The 24,105-nt window shown below is 60.9% G+C and carries 20 protein-coding genes and 7 pseudogenes; 7 read left to right on the top strand and 20 right to left on the bottom strand.

The window, feature by feature from the left end; all coding sequences use genetic code 11:
- The first annotated feature begins 12 nt into the window (after nt 1-12).
- Nucleotides 13-1,110, top strand: coding sequence for a DNA alkylation repair protein (locus ACYZTU_RS13395; RefSeq protein ID WP_461970774.1), 1,098 nt, complete (start codon nt 13-15; stop codon nt 1,108-1,110).
- On the opposite strand, the gene ACYZTU_RS13390 is transcribed toward ACYZTU_RS13395, so the two are convergent.
- Entirely contained in the window at nt 1,100-2,002 is a 903-nt protein-coding gene (locus tag ACYZTU_RS13390; RefSeq protein ID WP_461970772.1) for a LysR family transcriptional regulator, read from the bottom strand. The two genes, ACYZTU_RS13395 and ACYZTU_RS13390, sit on opposite strands and share 11 nt — an antisense overlap.
- 120 nt (nt 2,003-2,122) lie before the next feature.
- Between ACYZTU_RS13390 and ACYZTU_RS13385 the strand changes: the two genes are divergently transcribed.
- Nucleotides 2,123-3,772 carry a GMC family oxidoreductase gene (locus ACYZTU_RS13385; RefSeq protein ID WP_461970770.1) on the top strand — a complete coding sequence of 550 codons (1,650 nt, stop codon included), beginning with the start codon at nt 2,123-2,125 and terminating at the stop codon, nt 3,770-3,772.
- A gap of 80 nt (nt 3,773-3,852) precedes the next feature.
- On the top strand, nt 3,853-5,475 hold the full coding sequence (locus ACYZTU_RS13380) for an MFS transporter (RefSeq protein WP_461970768.1): 1,623 nt from the start codon (nt 3,853-3,855) through the stop codon (nt 5,473-5,475).
- A gap of 694 nt (nt 5,476-6,169) precedes the next feature.
- Here the strand turns inward: ACYZTU_RS13380 and ACYZTU_RS13375 are convergent.
- The 5 genes and pseudogenes from ACYZTU_RS13375 to ACYZTU_RS13355 all read right to left on the bottom strand — a co-directional run.
- Nucleotides 6,170-6,610 carry a CBS domain-containing protein gene (locus tag ACYZTU_RS13375; RefSeq protein WP_461970766.1) on the bottom strand — a complete coding sequence of 147 codons (441 nt, stop codon included), beginning with the start codon at nt 6,608-6,610 and terminating at the stop codon, nt 6,170-6,172.
- 40 nt (nt 6,611-6,650) lie between these two features.
- A complete protein-coding gene (nirD, locus tag ACYZTU_RS13370; RefSeq protein ID WP_461970765.1) occupies nt 6,651-7,028 on the bottom strand; it encodes a nitrite reductase small subunit NirD in 378 nt (125 codons plus the stop codon).
- On the bottom strand, nt 7,028-9,589 hold the full coding sequence (nirB, locus tag ACYZTU_RS13365) for a nitrite reductase large subunit NirB (RefSeq protein ID WP_461970763.1): 2,562 nt from the start codon (nt 9,587-9,589) through the stop codon (nt 7,028-7,030). The genes nirD and nirB overlap by 1 nt, the downstream gene beginning before the upstream one ends.
- A 371-nt stretch (nt 9,590-9,960) precedes the next feature.
- Nucleotides 9,961-10,395 (bottom strand): annotated as a pseudogene (locus ACYZTU_RS13360) (OprD family outer membrane porin); the annotation flags it as partial.
- Nucleotides 10,396-10,576: 181 nt separating this feature from the next.
- Nucleotides 10,577-10,694: pseudogene (locus ACYZTU_RS13355) on the bottom strand (Lrp/AsnC family transcriptional regulator); the annotation flags it as partial.
- Here ACYZTU_RS13355 and ACYZTU_RS13350 point away from each other — a divergent pair.
- Nucleotides 10,692-10,872 (top strand): annotated as a pseudogene (locus tag ACYZTU_RS13350) (sigma 54-dependent transcriptional regulator); the annotation flags it as partial. The pseudogenes ACYZTU_RS13355 and ACYZTU_RS13350 sit on opposite strands and share 3 nt — an antisense overlap.
- A 63-nt stretch (nt 10,873-10,935) precedes the next feature.
- On the opposite strand, the gene ACYZTU_RS13345 reads toward ACYZTU_RS13350, so the two are convergent.
- Together ACYZTU_RS13345 and ACYZTU_RS13340 are read right to left on the bottom strand one after the other, a co-directional pair.
- A complete protein-coding gene (locus tag ACYZTU_RS13345; protein WP_008145745.1) occupies nt 10,936-11,151 on the bottom strand; it encodes a TOBE domain-containing protein in 216 nt (71 codons plus the stop codon).
- Nucleotides 11,152-11,288: 137 nt separating this feature from the next.
- Nucleotides 11,289-11,423, bottom strand: a pseudogene (locus ACYZTU_RS13340) (OprD family outer membrane porin); the annotation flags it as partial.
- Nucleotides 11,424-11,458: 35 nt separating this feature from the next.
- On the opposite strand from ACYZTU_RS13340, the pseudogene ACYZTU_RS13335 reads away from it, so the two are divergent.
- Nucleotides 11,459-11,835 (top strand): annotated as a pseudogene (locus tag ACYZTU_RS13335) (LysR family transcriptional regulator); the annotation flags it as partial.
- On the opposite strand, the gene ACYZTU_RS13330 reads toward ACYZTU_RS13335, so the two are convergent.
- Together ACYZTU_RS13330 and ACYZTU_RS13325 are read right to left on the bottom strand one after the other, a co-directional pair.
- Nucleotides 11,832-12,707: an SDR family oxidoreductase gene (locus tag ACYZTU_RS13330; protein ID WP_461970762.1), complete on the bottom strand. Its 876-nt coding sequence runs from the start codon at nt 12,705-12,707 to the stop codon at nt 11,832-11,834. The pseudogene ACYZTU_RS13335 and the gene ACYZTU_RS13330 sit on opposite strands and share 4 nt — an antisense overlap.
- 26 nt (nt 12,708-12,733) lie before the next feature.
- Nucleotides 12,734-13,462: pseudogene (locus tag ACYZTU_RS13325) on the bottom strand (acetyl-CoA C-acyltransferase); the annotation flags it as partial.
- On the opposite strand from ACYZTU_RS13325, the gene ACYZTU_RS13320 reads away from it, so the two are divergent.
- Nucleotides 13,426-13,677: a hypothetical protein gene (locus tag ACYZTU_RS13320; protein WP_461970760.1), complete on the top strand. Its 252-nt coding sequence runs from the start codon at nt 13,426-13,428 to the stop codon at nt 13,675-13,677. The pseudogene ACYZTU_RS13325 and the gene ACYZTU_RS13320 sit on opposite strands and share 37 nt — an antisense overlap.
- Nucleotides 13,678-13,823: 146 nt before the next feature.
- Here the strand turns inward: ACYZTU_RS13320 and ACYZTU_RS13315 are convergent, their stop codons facing one another.
- Nucleotides 13,824-14,132, bottom strand: coding sequence for a nuclear transport factor 2 family protein (locus ACYZTU_RS13315; RefSeq protein ID WP_461970758.1), 309 nt, complete (start codon nt 14,130-14,132; stop codon nt 13,824-13,826).
- 42 nt (nt 14,133-14,174) lie between these two features.
- Between ACYZTU_RS13315 and ACYZTU_RS13310 the strand changes: the two genes are divergently transcribed.
- Nucleotides 14,175-15,394, top strand: a protein-coding gene (locus tag ACYZTU_RS13310) for an IS3 family transposase (protein ID WP_461970756.1) whose coding sequence is annotated in 2 segments (ribosomal slippage) — nt 14,175-14,520 and nt 14,520-15,394 — 1,221 coding nt in all. Because the reading frame shifts where the segments join, the coding sequence is not laid out codon by codon here.
- Here ACYZTU_RS13310 and ACYZTU_RS13305 read toward each other — a convergent pair.
- The 9 genes and pseudogenes from ACYZTU_RS13305 to ACYZTU_RS13265 form a co-directional block, all read right to left on the bottom strand.
- The gene (locus ACYZTU_RS13305) at nt 15,366-15,545 is read right to left on the bottom strand and encodes a hypothetical protein (RefSeq protein ID WP_461970754.1); all 180 of its coding nucleotides are present in this window, start codon (nt 15,543-15,545) and stop codon (nt 15,366-15,368) included. The two genes, ACYZTU_RS13310 and ACYZTU_RS13305, sit on opposite strands and share 29 nt — an antisense overlap.
- A pseudogene (locus ACYZTU_RS13300) lies at nt 15,546-16,749 on the bottom strand (acetyl-CoA C-acyltransferase).
- Between the two features lie 31 nt (nt 16,750-16,780).
- Nucleotides 16,781-17,239 carry a MaoC family dehydratase gene (locus ACYZTU_RS13295; RefSeq protein WP_461970752.1) on the bottom strand — a complete coding sequence of 153 codons (459 nt, stop codon included), beginning with the start codon at nt 17,237-17,239 and terminating at the stop codon, nt 16,781-16,783.
- Between the two features lie 2 nt (nt 17,240-17,241).
- Nucleotides 17,242-18,024, bottom strand: coding sequence for an SDR family oxidoreductase (locus ACYZTU_RS13290; RefSeq protein ID WP_461970750.1), 783 nt, complete (start codon nt 18,022-18,024; stop codon nt 17,242-17,244).
- Between the two features lie 14 nt (nt 18,025-18,038).
- Nucleotides 18,039-19,232, bottom strand: coding sequence for an acyl-CoA dehydrogenase family protein (locus ACYZTU_RS13285; protein WP_461970748.1), 1,194 nt, complete (start codon nt 19,230-19,232; stop codon nt 18,039-18,041).
- Nucleotides 19,229-20,401, bottom strand: coding sequence for an acyl-CoA dehydrogenase family protein (locus tag ACYZTU_RS13280; protein ID WP_461970746.1), 1,173 nt, complete (start codon nt 20,399-20,401; stop codon nt 19,229-19,231). Before ACYZTU_RS13280 ends, ACYZTU_RS13285 begins: the two co-directional genes overlap by 4 nt.
- 286 nt (nt 20,402-20,687) lie before the next feature.
- On the bottom strand, nt 20,688-21,410 hold the full coding sequence (locus tag ACYZTU_RS13275) for an NAD(P)H-dependent oxidoreductase (protein ID WP_461970744.1): 723 nt from the start codon (nt 21,408-21,410) through the stop codon (nt 20,688-20,690).
- Between the two features lie 86 nt (nt 21,411-21,496).
- Complete coding sequence (locus tag ACYZTU_RS13270) at nt 21,497-22,912, bottom strand: aldehyde dehydrogenase family protein (RefSeq protein WP_461970742.1); 1,416 nt, start codon at nt 22,910-22,912, stop codon at nt 21,497-21,499.
- A complete protein-coding gene (locus ACYZTU_RS13265) occupies nt 22,905-24,095 on the bottom strand; it encodes a pyridoxal phosphate-dependent aminotransferase (protein WP_461970740.1) in 1,191 nt (396 codons plus the stop codon). Before ACYZTU_RS13265 ends, ACYZTU_RS13270 begins: the two co-directional genes overlap by 8 nt.
- Nucleotides 24,096-24,105: the final 10 nt, after the last annotated feature.

Raw genomic sequence — 24,105 nt, 5'->3', positions numbered from 1 at the left:
AAGGAACTCACCATGGCTGACCAACCCGCCGCTACCCTCAAGGAAATCTTCAACGCCGAGCGCCTTAAACACATCGCCACCGAGATGACGGCGGTCTACCCCGAGTTCAACGCCAAAGCCTTCCTGAAAATGGCCAACGACGGGCTTGCGCAATTATCGATCATGCAGCGCATGGCCCGGGTCAGCGAGAGCCTGCACGCGGTACTGCCGTTGAGTTATGCAGAGACGCTTGAGGTGCTGCGCGCCCTCGCTCCGCGCCTGAACAGCGGCTTCGTCAGCATCTCGTTGCCGCATTACGTCGCGACGTATGGCGAACATGCATTCGAGTTGTCCATGGACGCCCTCAAGTACTTCACCGCGTTCGGCTCATCGGAGTTTGCGATCCGCTATTTCCTGCGAAGCGACATCAAACGCTCACTGGCGGTCATGCACGGTTGGTCACTGGACGAAAACGAACACGTCCGGCGCCTGGCCAGCGAAGGTAGCCGGCCGCGCCTGCCATGGTCGTTCCGACTGGAACTGGTGCAAGCCGACCCGACACTCGCCGCCACGATCCTCGACAACCTTAAGGCCGACGACAGCCTCTACGTGCGCAAGTCCGTGGCCAACCACCTCAACGACATCACCAAGGATCATCCAGAGTGGGTGCTGGACCTGATCGAAAGTTGGTCGCTAGACAACAAACACACCGCGTGGATCGCCAAACACGCCCTGCGCAACCTGATCAAACAGGGCAATCCGCGAGCGTTGGCGATCATCGGCGCGGGCGGCAAGCCTGAGGTCGAGATCATCAATGTGAAGGTGGAACCGGCGGTGATTCGCCTGGGTGAAAAAATCACCCTGTCCTTTGGCGTCAAATCCAGGGTCGAGGACAGCCAGCGACTGGTGATCGACTACGCCATCGATTACGTCAAAGCCAACGGCAGCACATCCGCGAAGGTGTTCAAGCTGAAGGCGCTGACGCTTCCCGGCAAGGCGACCGAGACCATTGCGCGAGGTCAGCACATCAAGGAACTCACCACGCGCCGGCATTACACAGGCAAACACGCCGTGCACATCCTGGTGAATGGGGAGCGCCTGGCCAGCACCTCATTCGACATCACCCCGTAACGGGGTTCGACCCCAACAATAACCCCTGCTCGCGCTCACACAACTCCACCACGTAATCCCACAACACGCGCAACCGCACGGATTTGTGGAGCTCGCGGCGGGTGCTGATCCAGTAGCTGCGCTGGATGCTTTCATCCGGCACCAACGGCACTAAATCGGGGTCAGCGCTGGCCATGTAGCACGGCAACACGGCGATGCCCAAACCTGAGCGCGCAGCCTGTTGCTGGGCGATGACGCTGGTGCTGTGGAAGACCACTTGCGGGTTGCGACAGAAGCTATTGAGGAACATCAACTCCTGGCTGAACAGCAAGTCATCGACGTAGCCGATCCAGGCGTGGCGACCGAGGTCCTCGCGGCTACGCAGTGGCGGCGAGCGGTCGAGGTAGTCCTGGCTGGCAAACAGCGCGAGGCGATAGTCAGTCAGTTTGCGGGTGACCAGCATGTCAGCGAACGGACGCTCCAGGTGGATGCTGATCTCGGCTTCGCGGTTAAGGATGCTGACAAACCGCGGCACCGCCACCAGTTCCACTTCCAGCCCCGGATAACGTTCGAACAGGCCGTTCATGCGACTGGCGAGGAACATGATGCCCAACCCCTCAGTCACCCCGACACGGATTTTGCCCAGTGGTGCGGTGGATTGGGTGATTTCCTCCTGAGCGAGCAGCGCGACGTTTTCCATCGCTTCGGCGTGTTTGAGCAGCGCTTCGCCGGCAGGGGTCAGCTCATAGCCCTGGGCATGCTGGACAAACAGCGCGGTGCCGAGGCTCTTTTCGATGGCCTCGATGTGCCGGGCCACGGTGGCGTGGGTGGTGTTCAAACGGCGGGCAGCGGTCAGCAGACGCCCGCTACGCTGCAACTCGAGAAAAAACCGCAGGTCATTCCAGTCGAACATGAGTCGTCCTTGAAGCGAGGTGTTTAAAAACGCACAGCGGCTGCGCAAAAACTAACATTCTTTTGACGAAAGCTAACAACTAGGATGACTGACAACAAGAACAACAACATAAGGTCACACATGCAGACTTCTCTGGATGAATACGACTACATCGTGGTCGGGGCCGGGCCGGCCGGTTGTTTGCTGGCCAATCGATTGTCGGCCAACCCGCAACATCGCGTGTTGCTGCTCGAAGCCGGCGGCCGCGACAACTACCCGTGGATTCACATCCCCGTGGGTTACCTGTTCTGCATCGGCAACCCGCGCACCGACTGGTGCTTCAAGACCGAAGCACAACCCGGCCTTCAAGGTCGGGCCCTGAGTTATCCGCGTGGCAAAGTGCTCGGCGGCTGTTCATCGATCAACGGCATGATCTACATGCGCGGCCAAGCGGGCGACTACGACGGCTGGGCCGCCCAAGGCAATCCCGGCTGGAGCTGGAACGACGTGCTGCCGTTGTTCAAAAAAAGCGAAAACCACTTTGCCGGCGACTCGGAATTTCACGGTGCTGCCGGGGAATGGCGGATCGAACGCCAGCGTCTGTCGTGGCCGATTCTGGATGCCTTCCGCAGCGCTGCCGAGCAAAGCGGCATCGCCAGCATCGATGACTTCAACCAGGGCGACAATGAAGGCTGCGGCTATTTTCAGGTCAATCAGAAAGCCGGTATTCGCTGGAACGCGGCCAAGGCGTTTCTCAAACCGATCCGCAACCGCCCCAATCTCACCGTGCTGACCGACGTCGAAGTGGATCGCGTGCTGCTGGAAAACAGCCGTGCGTCTGCGGTCAGCGCGTGTTGGCAAGGTCAGGCGAAAACCTTCAAGGCGCGTAAAGAAATCGTGCTGTGCGCCGGCTCCGTCGGTTCACCGAGCATCCTGCAACGTTCCGGGATCGGCCCTCGTCCGCTGCTGCAACGACTGGGGATCGGCGTTGCCCATGAACTGCCCGGCGTAGGTGGCAACCTGCAGGATCACCTGCAACTGCGCCTGATCTACACACTGGAAAACACCCGAACGCTGAATCAGATCGCCGGCAGCCTGTGGGGCAAAATGGGCATGGGCCTGCGTTACTTGTATGACCGCAGCGGCCCGCTGTCCATGGCACCCAGTCAACTCGGCGCCTTCGCTCGATCAGGACCGGAGCAGACGTCAGCGAATCTCGAGTACCACGTGCAGCCACTGTCGCTGGAGCGTTTCGGCGAGCCATTGCACGCCTTCCCGGCCTTCACGGCGTCGGTGTGCGATCTGCGCCCGCAAAGCCGTGGTCGCATAGAGATTCGCTCCACCGATCCGCAGGAAGCACCGCTGATTCAGCCCAATTACTTGAGCCATCCGGAGGACTTGCGGGTCGCAACGGATGCCATTCGCCTGACCCGCCGCATCGTCGACGCGCCGGCCCTGCAAGCGTTCAAACCGGTCGAGTACTTGCCCGGCGACAGCTTGCAGAGTGAAGAAGAATTGCACGAAGCCGCCGCCCGCATCGGCACAACGATTTTCCATCCCGTCGGCACCTGCCGCATGGGCAACGACGCGGACGCAGTGGTCGACGCCGAGCTGCGCGTCCATGGCATCCCCGGCCTGCGCATCGCCGACGCCTCGATCATGCCGCGCATCACCTCGGGCAACACGTGTTCGCCTACGCTGATGATTGCCGAAAAAGCCGCGCAGTTGATCCTGGACACATCCACAAGGAGTTTTGCACCCGACGAAAAAGCACTGACCACCGTCTCTTGAGCAAAGGAATAGCGGCGCCAACCCATAAGGCTGGCGCCGACAGTGGAACAAAAAAAACAATCACTGTGAGGGATACCGATATGTCAGAACATGTTCAGCCTCTGGAAGCCGTACGCAGCGCGGGCACCAGTCGCGAGACCCAGAAAGTTATCTTCGCGTCGTCGCTTGGGACAGTCTTCGAGTGGTACGACTTTTTCCTCTACGGCGCACTCGCGGCGGTGATCAGCAAACAGTTTTTCGCCGGGGTCAACGACACCACGGCGTTCATCTTTGCGCTGATGGCCTTCGCCGCGGGCTTCATCGTGCGACCGTTCGGCGCACTGGTGTTCGGACGGCTGGGGGACATGATCGGGCGTAAATACACCTTCCTCGCCACCATCATTCTCATGGGTGTAGCGACCTTCTGTGTCGGGCTGCTACCGACCTACGCGAGCATCGGCATCGCCGCGCCGATCATTCTTGTGGTGCTGCGCATGCTTCAGGGCCTCGCCCTGGGCGGTGAATACGGCGGCGCTGCCACTTACGTGGCCGAACATGCGCCGATGGGTAAACGCGGCTTCCACACCAGCTGGATTCAGTCCACCGCGACCCTCGGCTTGCTGCTGTCGCTGCTGGTGGTGCTCGGTTGCCGCTACTTCACCGGTGACCAGTTCGAAGTCTGGGGCTGGCGGATTCCGTTTCTGTTTTCGATCATTCTGCTGGGCATCTCGACCTGGATTCGCATGAGCCTGCACGAGTCGCCTGCGTTCGTGAAAATGAAAGAGGAAGGCAAGCTCTGCAAGTCGCCACTGCGCGATTCCTTCGGCAAATGGGAAAACCTTAAAGTCGTTCTGATCGCCCTGTTCAGCATCAACGCCGGGCAAGCCGTGACTTTCTACGCGGCGCAGTTCTACGTACTGTTCTTCCTCACCCAGTTCCTGAAAATGGACCCGGCCCTGGCCAACAGCCTGCTGATCGTCAGCGTGATCATCGGTGCCCCGTTCTTCATTTTCTTCGGCTGGCTGTCAGATAAAGTCGGACGCAAACCGGTGCTGATGATCGGCCTGCTGCTGGCCACCGCGCTGTACTTCCCGATCTTCAAGTCCATCGCCCACTACGCCAACCCGGCCATCGACCTGGCCAGCCGTCAGGCACCGATCACCGTCTTGGCTGACCCGGCCACCTGCACCTTCCAGTTCGACCCGGTGGGCAAGGCAAAATTTGATAGCCCTTGCGACAAGGTCAAAACCTTCCTTGTGAAACAGGGCCTTCCTTACAAGAGCGAAGCGCTACCTGCCGGCAGCGGTGTGCAGGTGAACGTCGGTGAAGTGATACTCGATGGTTACGATGAAGCGGCCCTGCGTGGCGCCGTTACCCTGGCTGGGTATCCGTCACAAGCCGACACCCAGTTGATCAACAAACCGATGATCGTGGCGCTGATCGTCGCGCTGATTATCATCTCGGCCATGTGCTACGGCCCGCTGGCAGCGCTGATGGTCGAACTGTTTCCAACCCGCATCCGCTACACCTCGATGTCCCTGCCGTACCACATTGGTAATGGTTGGTTCGGCGGTTTCCTGCCGACGGTGTCGTTTGCCTTGGTGGTGTACACCGGGGACATCTTCTACGGGCTGTGGTACCCGGTGGTGATTACCGGGGTGAGCCTGGTGGTGGGCATGATCTGTTTGCGTGAGACCAAGAACGTGGACCTTGAAACCAACTGACAGCACGGGCAAAAAAAAACGCCCCGCAATTCGGGGAATGCTGCTCACTTAAGGTTGGGGGGGCATATCCGTTTTTGCGGTCACGGCGGCTTAGGGGTCCACCCTTACGGCGGGTCACTTTGGAAAAGAACCCAAAGTAACCAAAGGGTTCTTGCCCCTTTCGTTCGGTGCCTCGCCTAGGCTCGGCATGCCCTCGCTCCGGTCCTGCTCCGTGGGCCCGCCGCCACTCGGCCTCTCGGGGGGGCGTGCACCGCAAACGCCAAAGCGAGGCGGCCTACCGGCCGGCCTGACTTCAAGTGAACGCATTTTCCTGTAGGAGCTGTCGAGCGAAGCGAGGCTGCGATCTTTTGATCTTGCCGTTGCTGTTGCTTAGCTTTGGCTCCAGATCTGCTGCCCCTTTTCCCAGAGGGCGAACGCAGGCGTTGCGCAGGGGGCACCGCGGCAAGGATGCCGCGGTAGCCGCCCCCGGCCATGGATGGCCGATGGCGGCGGGCCCCCGGAGCAATGCCGGAGTGAGGGCATGCCGAGCCTGGGCGAGGCACCGAATGGCGGGGCAAGAGCCCTTGGTTACTTGGGGTTGGGCGGCATTTCGTATTTCCAAGTGACTCGCTGTAAAAGCGAAACCGTAATCAGCCATCACCGCAGAAACGGATATGTCCCTCAACCTTAACTGAACAGCGTGGCGCCGACCCGTTCAGTGCCCGCGAATGTAATGCTCCAGTTGCCGAATCAAATCGGCCTGTTCGACGATGGCTTCCTTGACCAGATCCCCAATCGATAACAGGCCAATCAGTTCGCCGCTCTCCACCACCGGCAGGTGACGCAAATGGCTGTCGGTCATCACTGCCATGCAACGCTCGATGCTCTGCTGACTGTCGGCGGTCACCACGGGCGCGCTCATAATGTCGCGCACTGGCGTACCGACCGAAGAGCGCCCCTGCAGAACGACCTTGCGCGCATAGTCGCGCTCGCTGATCACGCCGACCACCTGCCCGGCCTCGATCACCGGAAGCGCGCCCACGTTCTTTTCGGCCATTATCCTCAGGGCTTCAAGCACCATTTCATCGGGCGCGATGCTATGCACCTGGCGGTTTTGCACGACCTTGAGTTTCAGCAATTGTGCGGCTGTTTTCATCAGTGCCTCCGATACCGTTGCGCGATTCTGTTGACCACCTTCAAGCCACCCCGACTTGCACCACGCCAGCGTTCAAGCGCACAGGCCAGACACGCAGACGCTGTTGCGGGTACTCCAGGCAGCTACCGTCCTCAAGACGGAAATGCTGTTTGTAAATCGGCGATGCAACGACCAGATCACCCTTGATGCTGCCGACCAACCCGCGACCGATGACATTCGCCCCGGATTGCGGGTCATGGTTGTCGATGGCGTAGAGGGTCCGACCCTCGGCACCCGGCAGGTAGAACAGCGCCACTTGCGCGCCGTCGAGCCAGACGACGACGCCGGAGTTGCTGACCAGATCCTGTTGCTCGCACACCGTTTTCCAGGCATCGGTGTTTTCCAGGGAATCGATGCGTTGGGTAGTGGACTGGCTCATCAGGCAATCTCCTCGGTGACAGGGATAAGGTTGAGTTCGGCGGCCATGATCGGGCGCCGCTGGCCACGCTCCTGGACAAAGTGGATGTCCGGGTCCGGGCGTTTGTCGTTGACGAAGGTACGGAAGCGCTTGAGTTTTTCCGGGTCTTTGAGGGCGTTGGCCCACTCGCATTCATAGCGGTTGACCACCCACTGCATCTGCGACTCGAGCTCTTCACCCAGCCCGAGGCTGTCGTTGATGATCACTTCTTTGAGGTAATCGAGGCCGCCCTCCAGGCTTTCGCGCCACACCGAAGTGCGCTGCAATTTGTCGGCGGTGCGGATGTAGAACATCAGGAAGCGGTCGATGTAGCGAATCAGGGTTGCATCGTCGAGGTCGGTAGCGAACAGCTCGGCGTGGCGCGGGCGCATGCCGCCGTTGCCGGCGATGTAAAGGTTCCAACCTTTCTCGGTGGCGATCACGCCAACGTCTTTGCTTTGGGCTTCGGCGCACTCGCGGGTGCAACCAGACACCGCAAACTTGAGCTTGTGCGGCGAGCGCAGGCCTTTGTAGCGGTCCTCGATGGTCAGGGCCATTTGCACGCTGTCCTGCACGCCATAACGGCACCAGGTACTGCCGACGCAGGACTTCACCGTGCGGGTGGATTTACCGTAGGCGTGACCGGTTTCAAAACCGGCTTCGATCAGCTCGGCCCAGATGTCCGGCAATTCATGCAACTGCGCGCCAAACAGGTCGATACGCTGGCCGCCGGTGATTTTGGTGTAGAGGTCGTATTTCTTCGCCACCACACCAATCGCGATCAGTTTGTCGGCGGTGATCTCGCCACCGGGGATGCGCGGCACCACCGAATAGGTGCCGTTTTTCTGCATGTTCGCCATGAAAGTGTCGTTGGTGTCCTGCAGCGGCACCAGCGACGCGTCCATGATCGGTTGATTCCAGCACGAAGCGAGGATCGAGCCCACCGCCGGTTTGCACACGTCGCAACCGGTGTGGCCACGGCCATGCTTGGCCAGCAGTTCTTCGAAGGTGATCACCCCTTCTACCCGCACCAACGCGTAGAGCTCCTGACGGGTATAGGCAAAGTGTTCGCACAGGCTTTTGTCGACGCTGACGCCACGGGCAACCAACTCATGCTCGAAGACCTGCTTGAGCAGCCCGGCACAACCACCGCAACCGGTGCAGGCTTTGGTCTGCGATTTGAGCAGGCCGAGGTCGGTGCAGCCACCGTCAATGGCCGAGCAAATGGAGCCCTTGGTGACGTTGTGGCACGAGCAGACCGTCGCCGATTCGGGCAAGGCGCCCGGGCCTAGGGTCGGCGCGCCTTCGGACGACGGCAGAATCAGGCTGGCGGGTTCCGCCGGCAGCGCAATCGCGTTCTGCATGTATTGCAGCAGCGTGTCGTAATAGCTGTTGTCACCGACCAGCACCGCGCCGAGTACGTGCTTGCCCGTAGCATCCACCACCAAGCGTCGATAACTGGCCGTGGTTTCGTCGATGAACTGATAACTGCGCGCGCCCGGCGTGCTGCCGTGCGCGTCGCCGATGGAGCCGACATCGACACCCAGCAGCTTGAGCTTGGTCGACATGTCCGCGCCCATGAACGGCTCGGCCGCTTCGTTGCACAACAGTGCAGCGACGCCGCGCGCCATCTGATAACCCGGGGCAACCAGACCAAAAATGCTGCCATTCCAGGCGGCACACTCGCCGATGGCATAAATGTTCGGATCGCTGCTCAGGCATTGGTCGTCAATCACGACGCCGCCGCGCGGACCGACTTCCAGCGAGCATTGACGGGCCAGCGCATCTTGCGCACGAATACCGGCGGAGAACACGATCAGGTCGGTTTCAAGAAATTCGTCATTGGCGAAATTCATCCGGTAGCGGTAGTCCTCGCCTGCGCTGATCGATTGCGTTCCGCGCGACAGATGCACACCAACGCCGAGCCGTTCGATCTGCGCCTTGAGCGCCAGGCCACCGTACTCATCCAGCTGCACCGGCATCAGGCGGGGGGCGAATTCCACAACATGAGCTTCCAGCCCCAGGGTTTTCAGGGCATTGGCCGCTTCCAGGCCCAGCAAGCCACCGCCGACGACCACACCGCGTCGGGCGTTGGCCGCCGCGGCACGGATGGCGTCGAGGTCTTCAAGGGTGCGATACACCAGGCACGAATCGCCCTCGGCGCCTTCGATCGGCGGCACAAACGGATAGGACCCGGTGGCCAGCACCAATTTGTCGTAGGTGACGCAGCCTTGCGCGGTGATCACCTGGCGACGGACGCGGTCGATTTCCAATACCGGCACACCCAAATGCAGGGTGACGCCCGGGGTCTGGTACAGCGAGGCTGCACCGAGGGCCAACGACTCGGCATCACGACCGGAAAAATATTCGGAAAGGTGCACGCGGTCGTAGGCACGCATCGGCTCCTCGCTGAAGACGTGCAGCTGATAGTGATCAAGGGCACCGCGTTCGATCAGCTGTTCGACACAATGATGTCCGACCATGCCATTGCCGATCACGATCAGCGTTTGCAGCTTGTTCAAAGTGGCAACATTGGAATTCATAAGAGACACCCGTCTATAGCTGTTCAAAAAGCAAAAAAAACGCCTGAAACCTTGCGGTTCCAGGCGTCTTTGCCTGTTCATTTACGGTGCTAAGTCAGGCATCTATGCCGGATCCACCGATGTTGCCCACGGCCTGTTCGGCCAATCGATCGTCGTTGACCGAGGGGGCTGCCCACTCGACTGCGTTCACAGTGGGCCTGGACAGTGTCTTGCAGACTTTGTGCCAGTCGGCGATTGGCAGTACTTGCGCAGGTAAATATGGACCACGGCGGCCCATGACAGTCCGAAATTTGCCTTCGCATAGTGCAGCGCAGTGTTGCGCGGCCTTATAAAAGTGCACGAAGGCGATCCCGATCCGGATCAGAATTTGCGCCGAAGCTGTGGGCACCGAGCTTGTAGGTCAACAGCAAACTCCAGGTGGTGTTGACGATGCGGCCGCACAAGACCTTGCCGATGTCCCGGGTTCGGTACAGATTGAGATCAAAGATCAGGTCCTGGCCTTCGGCCAATGGCTGGGAGTAGACAGCGCCCAAATAGTGCTGTCGCCAAGTGTCGACGTAGTCCGCGCTGAACAGACTGGCGTTGAGTCCTTTGCCTGCCGTGTTACGCACACCCACCAGCAGGCCGGCGCCCAGTTCGGCCGGGTCCATGTCCTTGCCGAACCACGGCCCGATCCCCCACCCGAGCAGGATCACGCCAATCCAGGGCAATACCGGGTAAGTGGTGCGGGCCTGGGTGAACTCGGTGATGTCGATGAACACCCGCTGATGCCGGATCGACCACGGCACGAAGAACGGCGACTCCGGCAAACGCAGGGGCAACGGTTTCCGCCCGACCTGCCAATCCTGAAGATAGTGTCATATCAGTCACTCATGTAATGGTCGAGGGGTAAGGCCTGTTTCTTGAGCCTGGCGACTTCCGATGCCTGCAACTGCGACGGCGCGCGCGGCAACGGCGTCTGGCCCCTGCATGGGAATGGGGGTTGGTTCAGTGACGCAGGAGTTTGCGCAGCGGCATGCCGTCCTTGAGCACCGGAGACTTGCTGACGATGAAGCTGAAGTACTTGGAGCGGCCTTTCGATCACTTCCTGATAATGCTGGATGGCCTGGCACAGCCAGACGACGGACTGAACAAGTTGCTCGGCGAAAACGTCAAAATGGATCTGTTCGATCGCCTGCAACTCAAAGCCGTAATCCACGTCACGCCAGACTAAAGCACAGCCGAATGATGCTGATCGTCTGCGCAAATACCTGGCGCGCTTCGCCCTCGACTGGAAGCAGGTGTCAGGTGTCAGGTGTCAGGTTGACGCCGCACCCACAGGCCATCGGACTCAAGCCCTGGCCATTTCAGAGCTTGGCGATCGAGACCTCGGTGGATTTGACGAAGGCAATCACCTCGCTCCCCACTTTCAATTCAAGATCGCGCACTGAACGGGTGGTAATCACCGAGGTGACGATGCCGGAGGCTGTTTGCACATCAATCTCAGAGACCACTTCGCCTGTCACAATTTCCTTGATGACGCCCTTGAACTGGTTGCGGACGTTGATCGCTTTGATGGTCATGATGAGGCTTCCTGTCTGAGGTCAGATACATCCGCACGGATGTGCAGGCCTTCAAAATGAACCTCTCGGAGCGACATTAAAAGGAATATATATTGATTTGCTTATTCCTGAATTGAATATAAAAACCGACAGCCGTACCCGTCCTGCACCACATAGGCGATATCAGTGTTGCGCTCCCATTCCTTGCCTTCGCCCGGCACAGTGCGTTGCACATTGTCGCCACAGATGTAGCGGGTCATGAAGGTCAACCCCGGAACACCAAGTGCGGCAAGCGAAGAAAAGAGCCACAAGCGCCAACGGAACCGACATGAACCTCAAATTCCTCGAAACCTTCGTCTGGGTCGCCCGCCTGCAAAGCTTCAGCCTGACTGCAGAGAAAATGTTCAGCACTCAGGCAGCGATCTCCAGCCGGATCGCCGCGCTGGAAGATGAGTTGGGCCTGCGCCTGTTCGTGCGTGATTCACGCGGGGTGTCGCTGACGCCCGAAGGTCTCAGGGCTATCTGGACATCGTTTTCCAGACTGATCTGATCCGCCATGAAAGCGTGCGCAACCTCGAGCTGGCGCACTACCCCATGCACTGGATCGCCGCCAGCAACTCGATCTATGCCCGGCCTTATGCCTCGCTGACCGAGATGGCCAGTGAGCGCATTATCACCTTCGTCAAACACTCACGACCCCATCAGCTGCCGTACACTTTCGCCGCTGGCACCGCCCGGACCAACAATTGCGCTACCGCCTCACCCACCTCGCCCGCCGTCCAACGCCCTTGCCTGTCCAGTTCCGGACCTCTACGCCAGCCGTCGGCAATCGACAACTTGCCGCCCTCGACTTCGAACATCTGCCCGTTGACCACACTGGACGCTTGCGAGCCGAGCCAGACCACCAACGGCGCAACGTTTTCCGGAGCGAAATAGTCGAAGCCCTCTTCGGGTTTTTTCATGGTATCGGCGAACACCTGCTCGGTCATGCCGGTGCGCGCGGCTGGGGCCAGGGCGTTAACGGTAATGCCATAGCGACCCAGTTCGGCCGCCTGCACCAGCGTCAACGCAGCGATACCGGCCTTGGCAGCGGCATAGTTGGACTGACCGATGGAGCCCTGCAAACCGGCCCCGGAACTGGTGTTGATGATCCGCGCACTCAGCTGCGCACCACCCTTGGCCTGCTCGCGCCAGTAACGCGCGGCGTGGCTGGCGATACAGAAATGGCCTTTGAGGTGCACGGCCACCACCGCATCCCAGTCGGCTTCGGTGAGGCTGGTGAACATGCGGTCGCGACAGATGCCGGCGTTATTGACCACCACGTCCAGGCTGCCGAAGGTTTCGATGGCTTGGCGCACGATCAACGCCGCATCGTCGTAGCGGGTAATGTCGTTGCTGTTAGCCACCGCCACACCGCCCTGTGCCTCAATCTCGGCGACCACGGCCAGTGCTGCTTCTCGGTTGATATCGTTGACGACCACTTTGGCGCCCTCGGCGGCGAAGGCCACCGCGTAGGCCCGGCCCAATCCACCACCGGCACCGGTGATGATCACCACGCGATTCTCACAGATTTTCATGTTCCTGCTCCCTTCAATTACATCGCTTACAAGCGTTCGATAATCGTCACGTTAGCCTGGCCGCCGCCTTCGCACATGGTCTGCAAGCCGAAGCGACCACCGCTGCGTTCCAGCTCATGCAGCAGGCTGCACATCAACCGAGTGCCGGTGGCGCCCAATGGATGGCCGAGGGCAATTGCGCCGCCGTTGACGTTGGTCTGTTCGTGGGGATAACCGGTCTCTTTGAGCCAGGCCATCGCGACCGAGGCGAAGGCTTCGTTGATCTCCACCCGATCAATGTCTTCAAGCTTCATCCCGGCTCGCTCGAGTGCATAAGCGGTGGCCGGGATGGGTGCGGTGAGCATCCAGATCGGGTCTTCGGCTCGCACGCTGAGGTGGTGGATACGCGCGCGCGGTGTCAGCCCGTAGCGCTTGAGTGCCGCTTCAGAAACGATCAGCATCGCGCTGGCCGCGTCGCAGGTCTGGCTGGACACTGCCGCGGTCACCCGGTCGCAGCCAAACAGAACGTCCAGTTCGGCCATTTTCGCCAGGCTGGTCTGGCGCGGCGTTTCGTCGTGCACGACTCCGGCCAGTGGCACGATCTCTCGGTTGAACCGCCCTTGCTCGATCGCCCGCAATGCCCGCTGATGGGACTCCAATGAATAGGCTTCCAGCTGTTCGCGGGACAGCCCCCACTTCTCGGCAATCATCTGCGCCGAACGGAATTGAGTCGGCGGTTGTGCGCCATAACGCCGGACCCAACCTTCGGAGCCGCTTCAGTTATGCCTTGCAAGCCGAGGGTGACGCGACACGCATCACCACCCAAATGAGCTACAGCCTGCGCGGTGGCAGGCTGATGGAATGGTTGCTGGCCAAGGCATTCAACAACGTCGTGCGACAGATCGCCGAGAACCTCAAGGCGTACTACGAAAGCGGGCAGACGCAGAATCGCGACTTCCTCGACGCCACACCTCAGGAACGCGCCCTGTAGCAGCTGCCGAGCCTGCGAGGCTGCGTTCGACTGCGCAGCAGTCGTAAATCCTGGGCACGCGGTTTACCTGGAAGACCGAGGTGCCTGATTTCACGACTGCTACGCAGTCGAACGCAGCCTCGCAGGCTCGGCAGCTGCTACAACGTTTATGCGTGGCTTGGGGCGGTCAGATTGACCTCGCTCCAATAGGCTTTCATCGAGCGGATCTTGCCGTCCGCATCGAACTCCATCACATCGATCACATGAAGCGAACACGGTTGCCCGGCCCATTCCATATCGACTCGAAACGGCATCGCCCCACAACCATTTAGCGTTGCCCGCACCGGGCCGGTCAGGACCGCCGAGACCTTGCTCACGCCCAGCCCTTCGCGATAGAAACGTTCGATGGCGACAAGGCCCTGAATCGGCGGTTGACCGACGGGGTCTTTGAATGAGCCCCATGAAAGACAGGACACCGTTTCCCCCTTACGATAAGGGATAGGCAAACGGTTATGTTTATGACTAATAGCAACGATAAGAGTGGTGAGCTTTTGGGCCAGGAGCGGCGGCGCCGCTGGAGCCCAGAGCAAAAACTGGCCATGGTTCGCGAGAGCCTTGAGCCAGGACAAAGCGTTTCGGTGGTGGCTCGGCGTAACGGCATCAATGCCAACCAACTGTTCCTGTGGCGCAAGCTTTACCAGGACGGCAGTTTGTCGGCGGTCAGTGCCGGTGAAGCCGTGGTGCCTGCCTCCGAGCTGAGCGATGCGCTCAAGCAGATCCGTGAGCTGCAACGGATGCTGGGCAAGAAAACGATGGAAGCAGAAATCCTCAAAGAGGCCGTGGAGATCGCCCGGTCGCGAAAATGGATTGCGCACTCACCCTTGTTGCCGGGGGACGACCAGTGAAGCTGGTCAGCAAATGTCTCGGTGTAGCGCGCTCGCAATTAACGGTTCGAATCAAACAATCGGTATCGCCCAAAGTACGGCGAAGCAGGCCTGTGGACGACGCTGATCTGGTGGTTGAAATCCAGCAACAGGTCAGCGAGCTGCCCAGCTATGGCTACCGTCGGGTCTGGGGATTGCTGCGTCGCTCCCGTGAAACCCAGTCGCTACCGGCAATCAATGTGAAGCGGGTTTACCGGGTCATGCGTGATCATAACTTGCTGCTTGAACGCAGAATCAAACAGCCGGGCGTGCCGCGTCGGCACGAAGGCCGTATTGCGGTGAAAACCAGCGATACGCGTTGGTGCTCGGACGGCTTTGAGTTCCGCTGCGAGGACGGCGCGAAACTGAGCGTGACCTTCGCCCTGGATTGCTGTGATCGCGAAGCTATTGGCTGGGTCGCGAGCCCGACCGGGTATAGCGGCGATGACATCCGCGACTTGATGCTGGAAAGCGTGGAAAAGCGCTTTGGCGACCAACTGCCCACAACACCGGTGCAATGGCTAAGCGATAACGGCTCGGCCTACACCGCCGAACAGACGCGCCTGTTTGCTCGACAGATCGGTTTGCAGCCGGTGACCACCCCGGTACGCAGCCCGCAGAGCAACGGCATGGCCGAGAGCTTCGTGAAGACGATCAAGCGTGATTACGTGGCGCACATGCCCAAACCGGATCGGGAAACGGCGTTGCGCAACCTGGCAATTGCCTTCGAGCACTACAACGAGCAGCATCCGCACAGCGCCTTGAACTATCGCTCGCCGAGGGAGTTCAGGCGCTTGGCAGCGGCATCAAATTAACAGGGAGTTGGTGTCCGGTTTTGTAGGGGCAAATCCAGTCTTCGACCATCGCGTCCTGACCATACAGCGCTATGATCCCGTTGATGTCACCGGCGCCCACCAATTCCACATAACGCGCCATGGTCGCTTGAATCTGTTGTGCACTGACCATTCAGACCACCTCGAAGAGTGCTGCGGCGCCCATGCCACCGCCGATGCACATACTCACCACCACGTAACGCAAACCGCGGCGCTGCCCCTCGACCAACGCGTGACCGACCATCCGCGCACCGGACATACCGAAAGGATGGCCCACAGAAATCGCCCCGCCGTTGACGTTCATGCGTTCAGCGGGAATGCCCAGGGTGTCGCGGCAATACAGCACCTGACAGGCGAACGCCTCGTTCAACTCCCAGAGGCCAATGTGGTCCACCGTCAGTCCATGGCGCTTGAGCAGTTTCGGGATGGCGTAGACCGGGCCGATGCCCATCTCATCGGAGTTGCAGCCGGCGACCGCCATCCCGCGATAAATCCCCAGCGGCTCCAGGCCACGCTTCTCGGCCAATTTGGCACTCATTAACACTGAGGCCGAAGCACCATCGGACAGTTGCGAGGCATTGCCGGCCGTGATGAAACGGCCCTTTTCACTCCACTGACCGCCCGGCCACACCGGTTCCAGCGCATTCAGGCTTTCGCGGGTGGTGTCGATGCGGTTGCACTCGTCGCGAAGCAAGGTGACGGCCTCAAAGCGGGTTTCGCCACTGGCCTTGTCGAAGATCGCCTTGCGGCTGGTCAGCGGCGCGAGTTCACGGTCGAACAATCCATTACGCTGGGCCAGCGCGGTTCGCACCTGGCTCTGATAGCTGTATTCGTCCTGTTCCTCGCGGGAAATGCCGTAACGCGCGGAGACGATCTCGGCGGTTTCGATCATCGGAATGTAGGCACGGGAATCGAGATCGATCACGGCGCCGGACTGGTTGCGATAAAGGTTCTTGTGCTTGTTCTGCACCAGCGAAATCGACTCCAGGCCACCGGCCACGGCGATGTCGATTTCATCGCACATGATCCCTTTGGCAGCCATGGCAATGCTCATCAGCCCCGATGAACACTGGCGCTCGACCGCCATCCCGGCGACCGAGGTCGGCAAGCCACCGGCAATCGCGCAGAGGCGCCCGAGGTTATAGGACTGCGTGCCCTGCTGCGCCGCCGTGCCGATGATCACATCGTCCACTTCGCCCGGCTCGATGCCGGCGCGACGCACGGCTTCGCGCACCACATGGCCGCCGAGCTGCGGGGGCGTCGGTGTCATTGAATGCACCGCGAAAGGCTTTGCCGATCGGGGTACGGGCGGTCGAAACGATGACGGCTTCTTTCATGCTGGATTCCTCGAATGTTCTGCTAAAGGGTTCACGCGGGGTAGTAACGGCTGATGGTGTCGACCACACAGCCGGGACGTTCCTCGCCGTCGATTTCGACGCTGACGCGAATGGTCGCCTGAACGCCGCCCTTGACCTCCTCGACCGCCATCAATTGCGCACGGCCGCGCACCCGCGAGCCAACACGTACCACCGTGGGAAAGCGCACTCGCTCGCAACCATAATTGACGCCCATGGCAATACCGCGCACCTCGACGATCTGCGGTAAAAACAGATTGACCAACGCCAGGCTCAGATAGCCATGGGCGATGCAGGCGCCGAAGGGACCGCTGGCTGCTTTGAGCGGATCGACGTGAATCCACTGGTGATCACCGGTCGCCTCGGCGAACCGGTCGATGCGATCCTGCGCAAGAACCAGCCAGTCGCTAACACCCAGCACCTCTCCCACGGCGTCGTGCAAGGCGAGAGGCGTGTCGAAAATACGTGGCATGTTCAAGCCCTCTGACTGGAAACCGACAACACTTCGCCGGTCATGTAGGAGCTGTAGTCGCTGGCCAGAAACATCATCACGTTGGCCACTTCCCAGACCTCGGCGGCACGGCCAAACGCTTCGTTGGCGGCGAGCTGATCGAGCACCGCCTGAGGGGCGGACTTACGCAGGAAATCGTGCAACGCAATGCTTGGGCTCACCGCGTTGATGCGGATTCCGTAGTCGGCGGCCTCGACCGCGGCGCAACGGGTCAACGCCATGACCCCGGCCTTGGCCGCGGCATAGTGCGACTGCTCTTTCTGCGCCCGCCAGCCCAGCACCGAAGCGTTGTTGACAATGACCCCGGCACGCCGATCGATCATCTTCGGCAACATGGCGCGGGTCATGCGCATGGTGCCGGTGAGCGTCACATCGAGGACCCGGCTCCACTCCTCATCCGTCATGTCCACCAGCAGCCGTGAACCACCAAGACCGGCGTTGTTGATCAGCACATCGACACCCTGCAGATCACGTTCGGCGCAGGCAATCAGCTGTTGAACCTGAGCTTCGTCAGCGACATTGCAGACCTGACCGAAGACCTGTTGCAGGCCGGTAGTTTCGCGGATTTTCAACACCGCTTCTGCAAGCCGGCCTTCATGGATATCGCTGATCATCAGGGCGCGGCAACCCTCCTCGGCGGCACGCACCGCGGCGGAAAAACCGATACCGGCCCCGGCCGCGGCCGTGATCAGCACCGACTTGTCACGCAACAGGCCGTGACCTGCAACATAGTGAGGAACAGACATGGAAAACTCCTTGGTCAGGTAGGCAGGCGCGGTTCTTTGGGCATTCCCAGGGCGCGCTCGGCGATGATGTTGCGCTGGATCTCGTTGCTGCCGCCGTAGAGGGTGTCGGCGCGACTGAACAGGTACAGCGATTGCAAACGGGTGAGTTGGTAAGGCGCCGCCTCCAGCACTTCGGCCTCGGCACCGAGGACGTCCATCGCCAGCTTGCCGAGGCTGGCGTGCCAGGTGGACCAGAACAGTTTGTAGATGGTCGCTTCCTTGCGCAGCGAACCGTCCTGCGCACCAGACAGCATGCGCAGCGAGTTGTAGCGCATGATCCGCAACCCGCTCCAGGCTTCGGCCAGGCGCTGGCGCAGGATCGGATCACGCGCGGCGCCATTGGCCCGGGCGATGGCGATGATTTCATTCAGTTCATTGTGGAATTGCATCTGCTGGCCCAAGGTCGAAACGCCGCGCTCGAAACCTAGCAACGCCATGGCGATCTTCCAGCCCTCGCCCGGCAAGCCGACGATATTCGCAGCCTCTGTTCGGGCGCTGTCGAAGAACACTTCATTGAACTCCGAGGTGCCGGTCAGTTGCTCGATCGGGCGCACGCTAATCCCGGCCTGCGCCATCGGCACCAGCAGAAACGACAAACCGCGATGACCGACACTGCCAGGCTCGGTGCGGGCGATCACAAAACACCAGTCCGACTCATGGGCCAGCGAGGTCCAGACCTTCTGCCCATTGATGACCCAGCTGCCGCCATCTTCATCCAGCACCGCCCGAGTCTTGACGTTGGCCAGGTCAGACCCCGCACCCGGCTCTGAATAACCCTGGCACCAGAACGCCGTGCCACTGACGATTCCCGGTAAGAAGCGCTGCTGCTGGTCGGCGTTACCGAAGGCGGCGATAGTCGGCCCGGCCAGCCCTTCGCCGATATGCCCCATACGCCCAGGGCCGCCAGCACGAGCGTATTCTTCGTGGAAGATCACCTGCCGGGTGATCGTCAGACCGCGCCCGCCGTGTTCCGGCGCCCAGCCGACACAGGTCCAGCCACCCTCGGCGAGTTTGCGTTCCCAGGCTTTGCGTTCCTCGGGAAACATATGCTCATCACCCGGGCCACCCCGAAAACGCAGGTGCTCGAATTCACCGCACAGGTTCGCGCTCAACCAGTCGGCCACTTCCTGACGGAAGCACTCGTCCTGCTCACTGAAACTGATTTTCATGGCTGCTCTCCAAGAATCACTGCGGCAATCCGCTCGCGATGCCAGGCAGGTAGCCCGAGAAAGCTTTCGCTGGCACGGGCGCGCTTGAAGTAGAGGTGCGGGTCGTATTCCCAAGTGAAACCGACGCCGCCGTGCAACTGGATCGACTCGGACGCGCAATGGAAATAGGTTTCAGAGCAATGCGCCTTGGCCAGCGCCGCCGCTAGCGGCAGCTCGGCGGCCACCTGCGGGTCGCCTTCAGGATCGAGGACTTCCTGGGCCACGCAGGCCGCGTAATAACTGGCCGAACGTGCGCATTCCACCTGCAGCATCATGTCGGCGGCACGGTGTTTGAGCGCCTGGAAACTGGCAATGGCCCGACCAAATTGCTGGCGTTCCTGCATATAGGCAACGCTCAGGTCGAGCACCTGCTGCGCGCCACCGGTCTGTTCGGCAGCCAAGCCGATGCAAGCCAGTTGCAGGACTCGCTCCAGGTGCAGCCAGCCCGCGCTGAACTCACCGAGCAGGCAGTCAGCGCTGAGGTACAGACCCTTGAGCTGAACCCGTGCCTGACGACGAGTCTGGTCCATGGTCGGCAACATTTGACGCTCGATCCCTGCCCGGTCCGCGTCCACGGCGAACAGGCTGATGCCCGCCTCGCCAGTCGATCCGGGAACCCGTGCGGCGATGATCAAGAGGTCAACGCTGTGCCCGTCGAGCACATGATCAAGGGTTCCGTTAAGCACAAAACCCTCGCCCTCGGTCACCACCGTGGCCTGAACATCCTTGGCCACCCAGCCGTTGGCGCTACTGAAGGCCAGCGTAGCGGTGAGGCTGCCGTCGGCGATCAAGGGCAGCCAGCGTTGTTTTTGTTGTTCGTTAGCGGCCAGCAACAGCGCGGGTGTGGCCATGCAGGCCGTGGCGAAGAACGGCGAACACAGCAAGCGCCGGCCCATCTGTTCCAGCAAAATCGACAGTTCGACAAAGCCCAGACCCAGGCCGACGTACGCTTCGGGAATATGAATCGCCGGCCAGTACATTTCGCGACACAGGCGCTGCCAGAGCGCCTCGTCAAAACCTCGCTCGCTGATCATCGCCGCTCGCACGGCGGTAGAATCCGAGACATCGGCGAGAAAGCCCTCGGCCGATGCGCGGATCATTTCCTGTTCGTCGCTGAATGCAAACTCCATCGCGGCGCCTTCTGCTCGTTTGGCGGGGCACGCATGAAGCGACACCCCTCTGGCCTTCGAGTTTGGTGTCAGCGGCACACGACAGAATCGTCAGCCCTGCCTAGTCCGAATGGGCGATGTCGTTCACGCAAGACGATGAAGCTCACGCTCTGTGCCAAAAGCGGTCACTGGACAGCTCTGCCATCAGTCACTAGCCTCAGCCACCGCTGACATTCAGGCGTCGCACAATGTTGGCTGGCCCACCGAAATCGCGGGCAAGCCACCCTCCTAAGGGTTTGTGCCGTTATCAGGCATCTACGGCAACGGGCCGGCTCAGCGGATACAGCTGCTCATCGAACTGCGACAGCCTCGGAAACTCCAGCGGTTGCTCGTCGACCAGGTGTTGCAGACGCTGGTCATAGTCAATCAGGAATTGTTGCCGTGCCTCGTCGCTGATGTACGGCACATGCCAGGCGACGAAAGGTTCCAGCACCTCGAACCCAACATAGGCCAGGGTACCGCGCAGTATCGGCCGTAGCATGTCCTCCAGCGGACCGTGAATCGCGTCGTCGCCGAACATGTGCTCACGGCCGCCCAGAGTCACCGTCACCAACGCCTTCTTGCCGCTCAGGCCGCCCTGATCGTAGAAGCGCTTGCCGCCGTAGCAGACGCCCGACACCAGCACCCGGTCGATCCAGCCCTTGAGCATGGCCGGGGCGGAGAACCAGAAGATCGGGAAGTTGAGAATCAGCAGGTCGGCCCACAACAGTTTGTCTAGTTCCGCGTGGATATCCGCCGCCAACGATTGGCTTTTCACGCCTAAACGTTGCTCAAGCGCATACACCAGGTACTCGGGATTTTCTCGCGACGAGAAGTCGTCGGCGCTAGCCACCGGGTTCCAGTTCATCTTGTACAGGTCACTGACCTGCACCTCGTGGCCCTGGGTTTCAAGGGTGGCGACAGCCTGATCACTCAGGGCCGCGGTGAAGGATTTTGGCTCGGGATGAGCGTGGACGATCAGTACTTTCATGGCGATTCCTTAGACTTTTTCCAGCGTGTACGATTATTTCCAGCAGTTTGGCGACACACGCCCGTATGGCCTTGCCCTTGAGCCGGTCACACCTGAATCGCTTTCACTTCGACGAACTCGTTGAGCCCCTCTTCTCCCCACTCACGGCCATTACCGGAGTGTTTGTAGCCCCCGAACGGCGCCTGATAGTTGAACGCCGCACCATTGAGAAAACACTGGCCCGCCCGCAATTGCCGCCCCAGTTGCAAGGCACGCTCGGTGTTGCCGGCCCAGACGCCGCTGGACAGGCCGAACGGCGAGTCATTGGCGATCTGGATCGCCTGCGCCTCATCGGCATAGGGGATCAGGCACAGCACCGGGCCGAAGATTTCTTCCTGGGCGATGCGCATGCTGTTGTCGACGTCGGCGAACAGCGTCGGGCTGACGTAGTAACCACGCTCCAAGCCCGGCGTCGAATCGCCCCCGCACAACAGACGCGCGCCTTCCTCCTGACCGACCTTGATGTAATCGAGCACGGTGCGCCGTTGCCCCGCCGAACACATCGGGCCAAGGAAGCTCTGCGGATCGAGCGGATCGCCCATGCGCAGGCTCAGGGTTTCCTCCAACGCAATTTCAACCGCTTCGGCATAACGGCTGGCGGGCAGCAGCATGCGGGTCAACGCGGTGCAGGTTTGCCCTGAATTGATCATCACGTCCTGCACGCCGTAGCGCACGGCGGCGGCCAGATCCGCATCCTCGGCGATCAGCAGCGCCGACTTGCCACCGAGTTCCAGGCATACCCGTTTTACCGAAGGCGCCGCCGCTTGCGCAACGCGCACACCAGCGCCGGTGGAACCGGTGAACGACACCATGTCCACGTCCGGGTGTTTGGCCAGCGCTTCGCCGACCTTCGCGCCCGGCCCACTGACCAGGTTGAATACACCGGCCGGCAAGCCGATATCCTCGATCATCTGCGCCAGCAAAAACGCATGCAGCGGGGTTTCCTGACTTGGCTTGACCACTACTGTGCAACCGGCCGCCAGCGCCGGGGCAAGTTTGCCGATCAACTGGTGCAGCGGGTAGTTCCACGGGTTGATGAACGCACAGACACCCACCGCCTCACGGATCACCAGCGAGTTGCCGACTTCGCGCACTTCGTCCATCAAACCGGCGAGTTCGACGTATTGCTGCAAGCCAATGATCGGCCCGTCCACTTGCACCGAGCGGCACCACTGAACCGGCATGCCCAGCTCGGTGGTGATCACCGACGCCATTTCATCGGCGCGAGCCCGCAGTTGCTTGGCCAGTGCACCGATGTACCCGGCGCGAACGCTGGATGGCGTGCGCGACCATGGCTCAAAAGCCTTGCGCGCCGCCGCCACGGCATTGTCGACATCGCGTTCATCGCCCAACGGCACGTTGCCGGCGACTTCCTCGGTGGCCGGGTTGATCACCTCGGCGACACCTTGCCCGGACGGGGTTTGCCAGCGTCCATCAATAAACAGTGCCTTATGATTAAGCATGTACTTGAGCCTCCATCAATTCCTCGGCACAACGGGCGATGCGCTGGCAGGCATCACGCAATTGCGTGGTGCCCACTACCAGCCCCAAACGAATGTGACCGGCAGCGCTCGGACCGAAGGCTTCGCCGGCCAGTACCGAGACGCCATGACGATCGAGCAAGCGATCAGCGAACACCTGGGCGCTGAGCCCGGTTTCGCGGATATCGACCATCACAAACATGCCGCCATCGGGCTTCAGCGCGCGAACGCCGGGGCAGTTCGCAAGGCTTTCGCAAACCAGATCCCGGCGCTGGCGATAGGCTTCGCGCATGGCCTCCAGTTCCGGCAGCTGGCTTTCCAGCGCCACCACGGCGGCGTCCTGGATGAAATCGGGCGAGCCGTAGAGCATGCACAGCGCCAGGTTTTCCAGATGCGCGGACAACGAGGATGGCGCCACCACCCAGCCGACGCGCCAGCCGGTCATGGCGTGGGATTTCGACAGGCTATTGAGCGTCGCGGTGCGTTCGGCCATGCCCGGCAAACTGGCCGGGCTGACGTGTTCGCCATCAAACAGCAGCTCGCTGTAGACCTCGTCGGAAATCAGCCACAGGTCGTGGGCGATACACAGCTCGGCCAACGCTTCCCAGGTACTGCGCGGCAGGCTCGCACCCGACGGGTTGTGCGGGCTGTTCAGCGCCAGCGCACGGGTGCGCGGGGTGATGCGCGCGGCAACGTCTTCGGGCAGAACGCGGAAACCGTTTTCCGAACGCACCGGCACTGGCACCACCACCGCGCCGCACGCACCGAACACCGCTTCGTAGGTGACGTACATCGGCTCGGCGACGATCACCTCATCGCCCGGATTGAGCACGCACTGGGCCACGCTGAACAGTGCGCACTGCGCCCCGGCCAGTACCGTGACCTGCTCCGCCGATACCTGCTGGCCGCTGCGTTGCCGGTGGCGCCTGGCGATGGCTTCACGCAAGGCACGCTTGCCACGCACCTCGGCGTAATGGGTGTTGCCGGACAACAGGCTATCGATGGCCCCTTGCACTATGGGCATCGGCGTGTCGAAATCCGGGTCGCCCACCGACAACAGCAGGATGTCTTCGCCCTGCTCCAGCAAAGCCAGTGCGCGATAGTGAATCTCCCAGGCGGCGGCGCCGTCACCGGCGATACGTTTGGTCAGATCGGAAAAACGCATGGTCTAATCC

This window comes from Pseudomonas sp. HLT2-19-2, assembly GCF_054898005.1.
The sequence above is the reverse complement of the archived record's forward strand: the minus strand, read 5'-3'. Positions and strand labels throughout refer to the sequence as shown.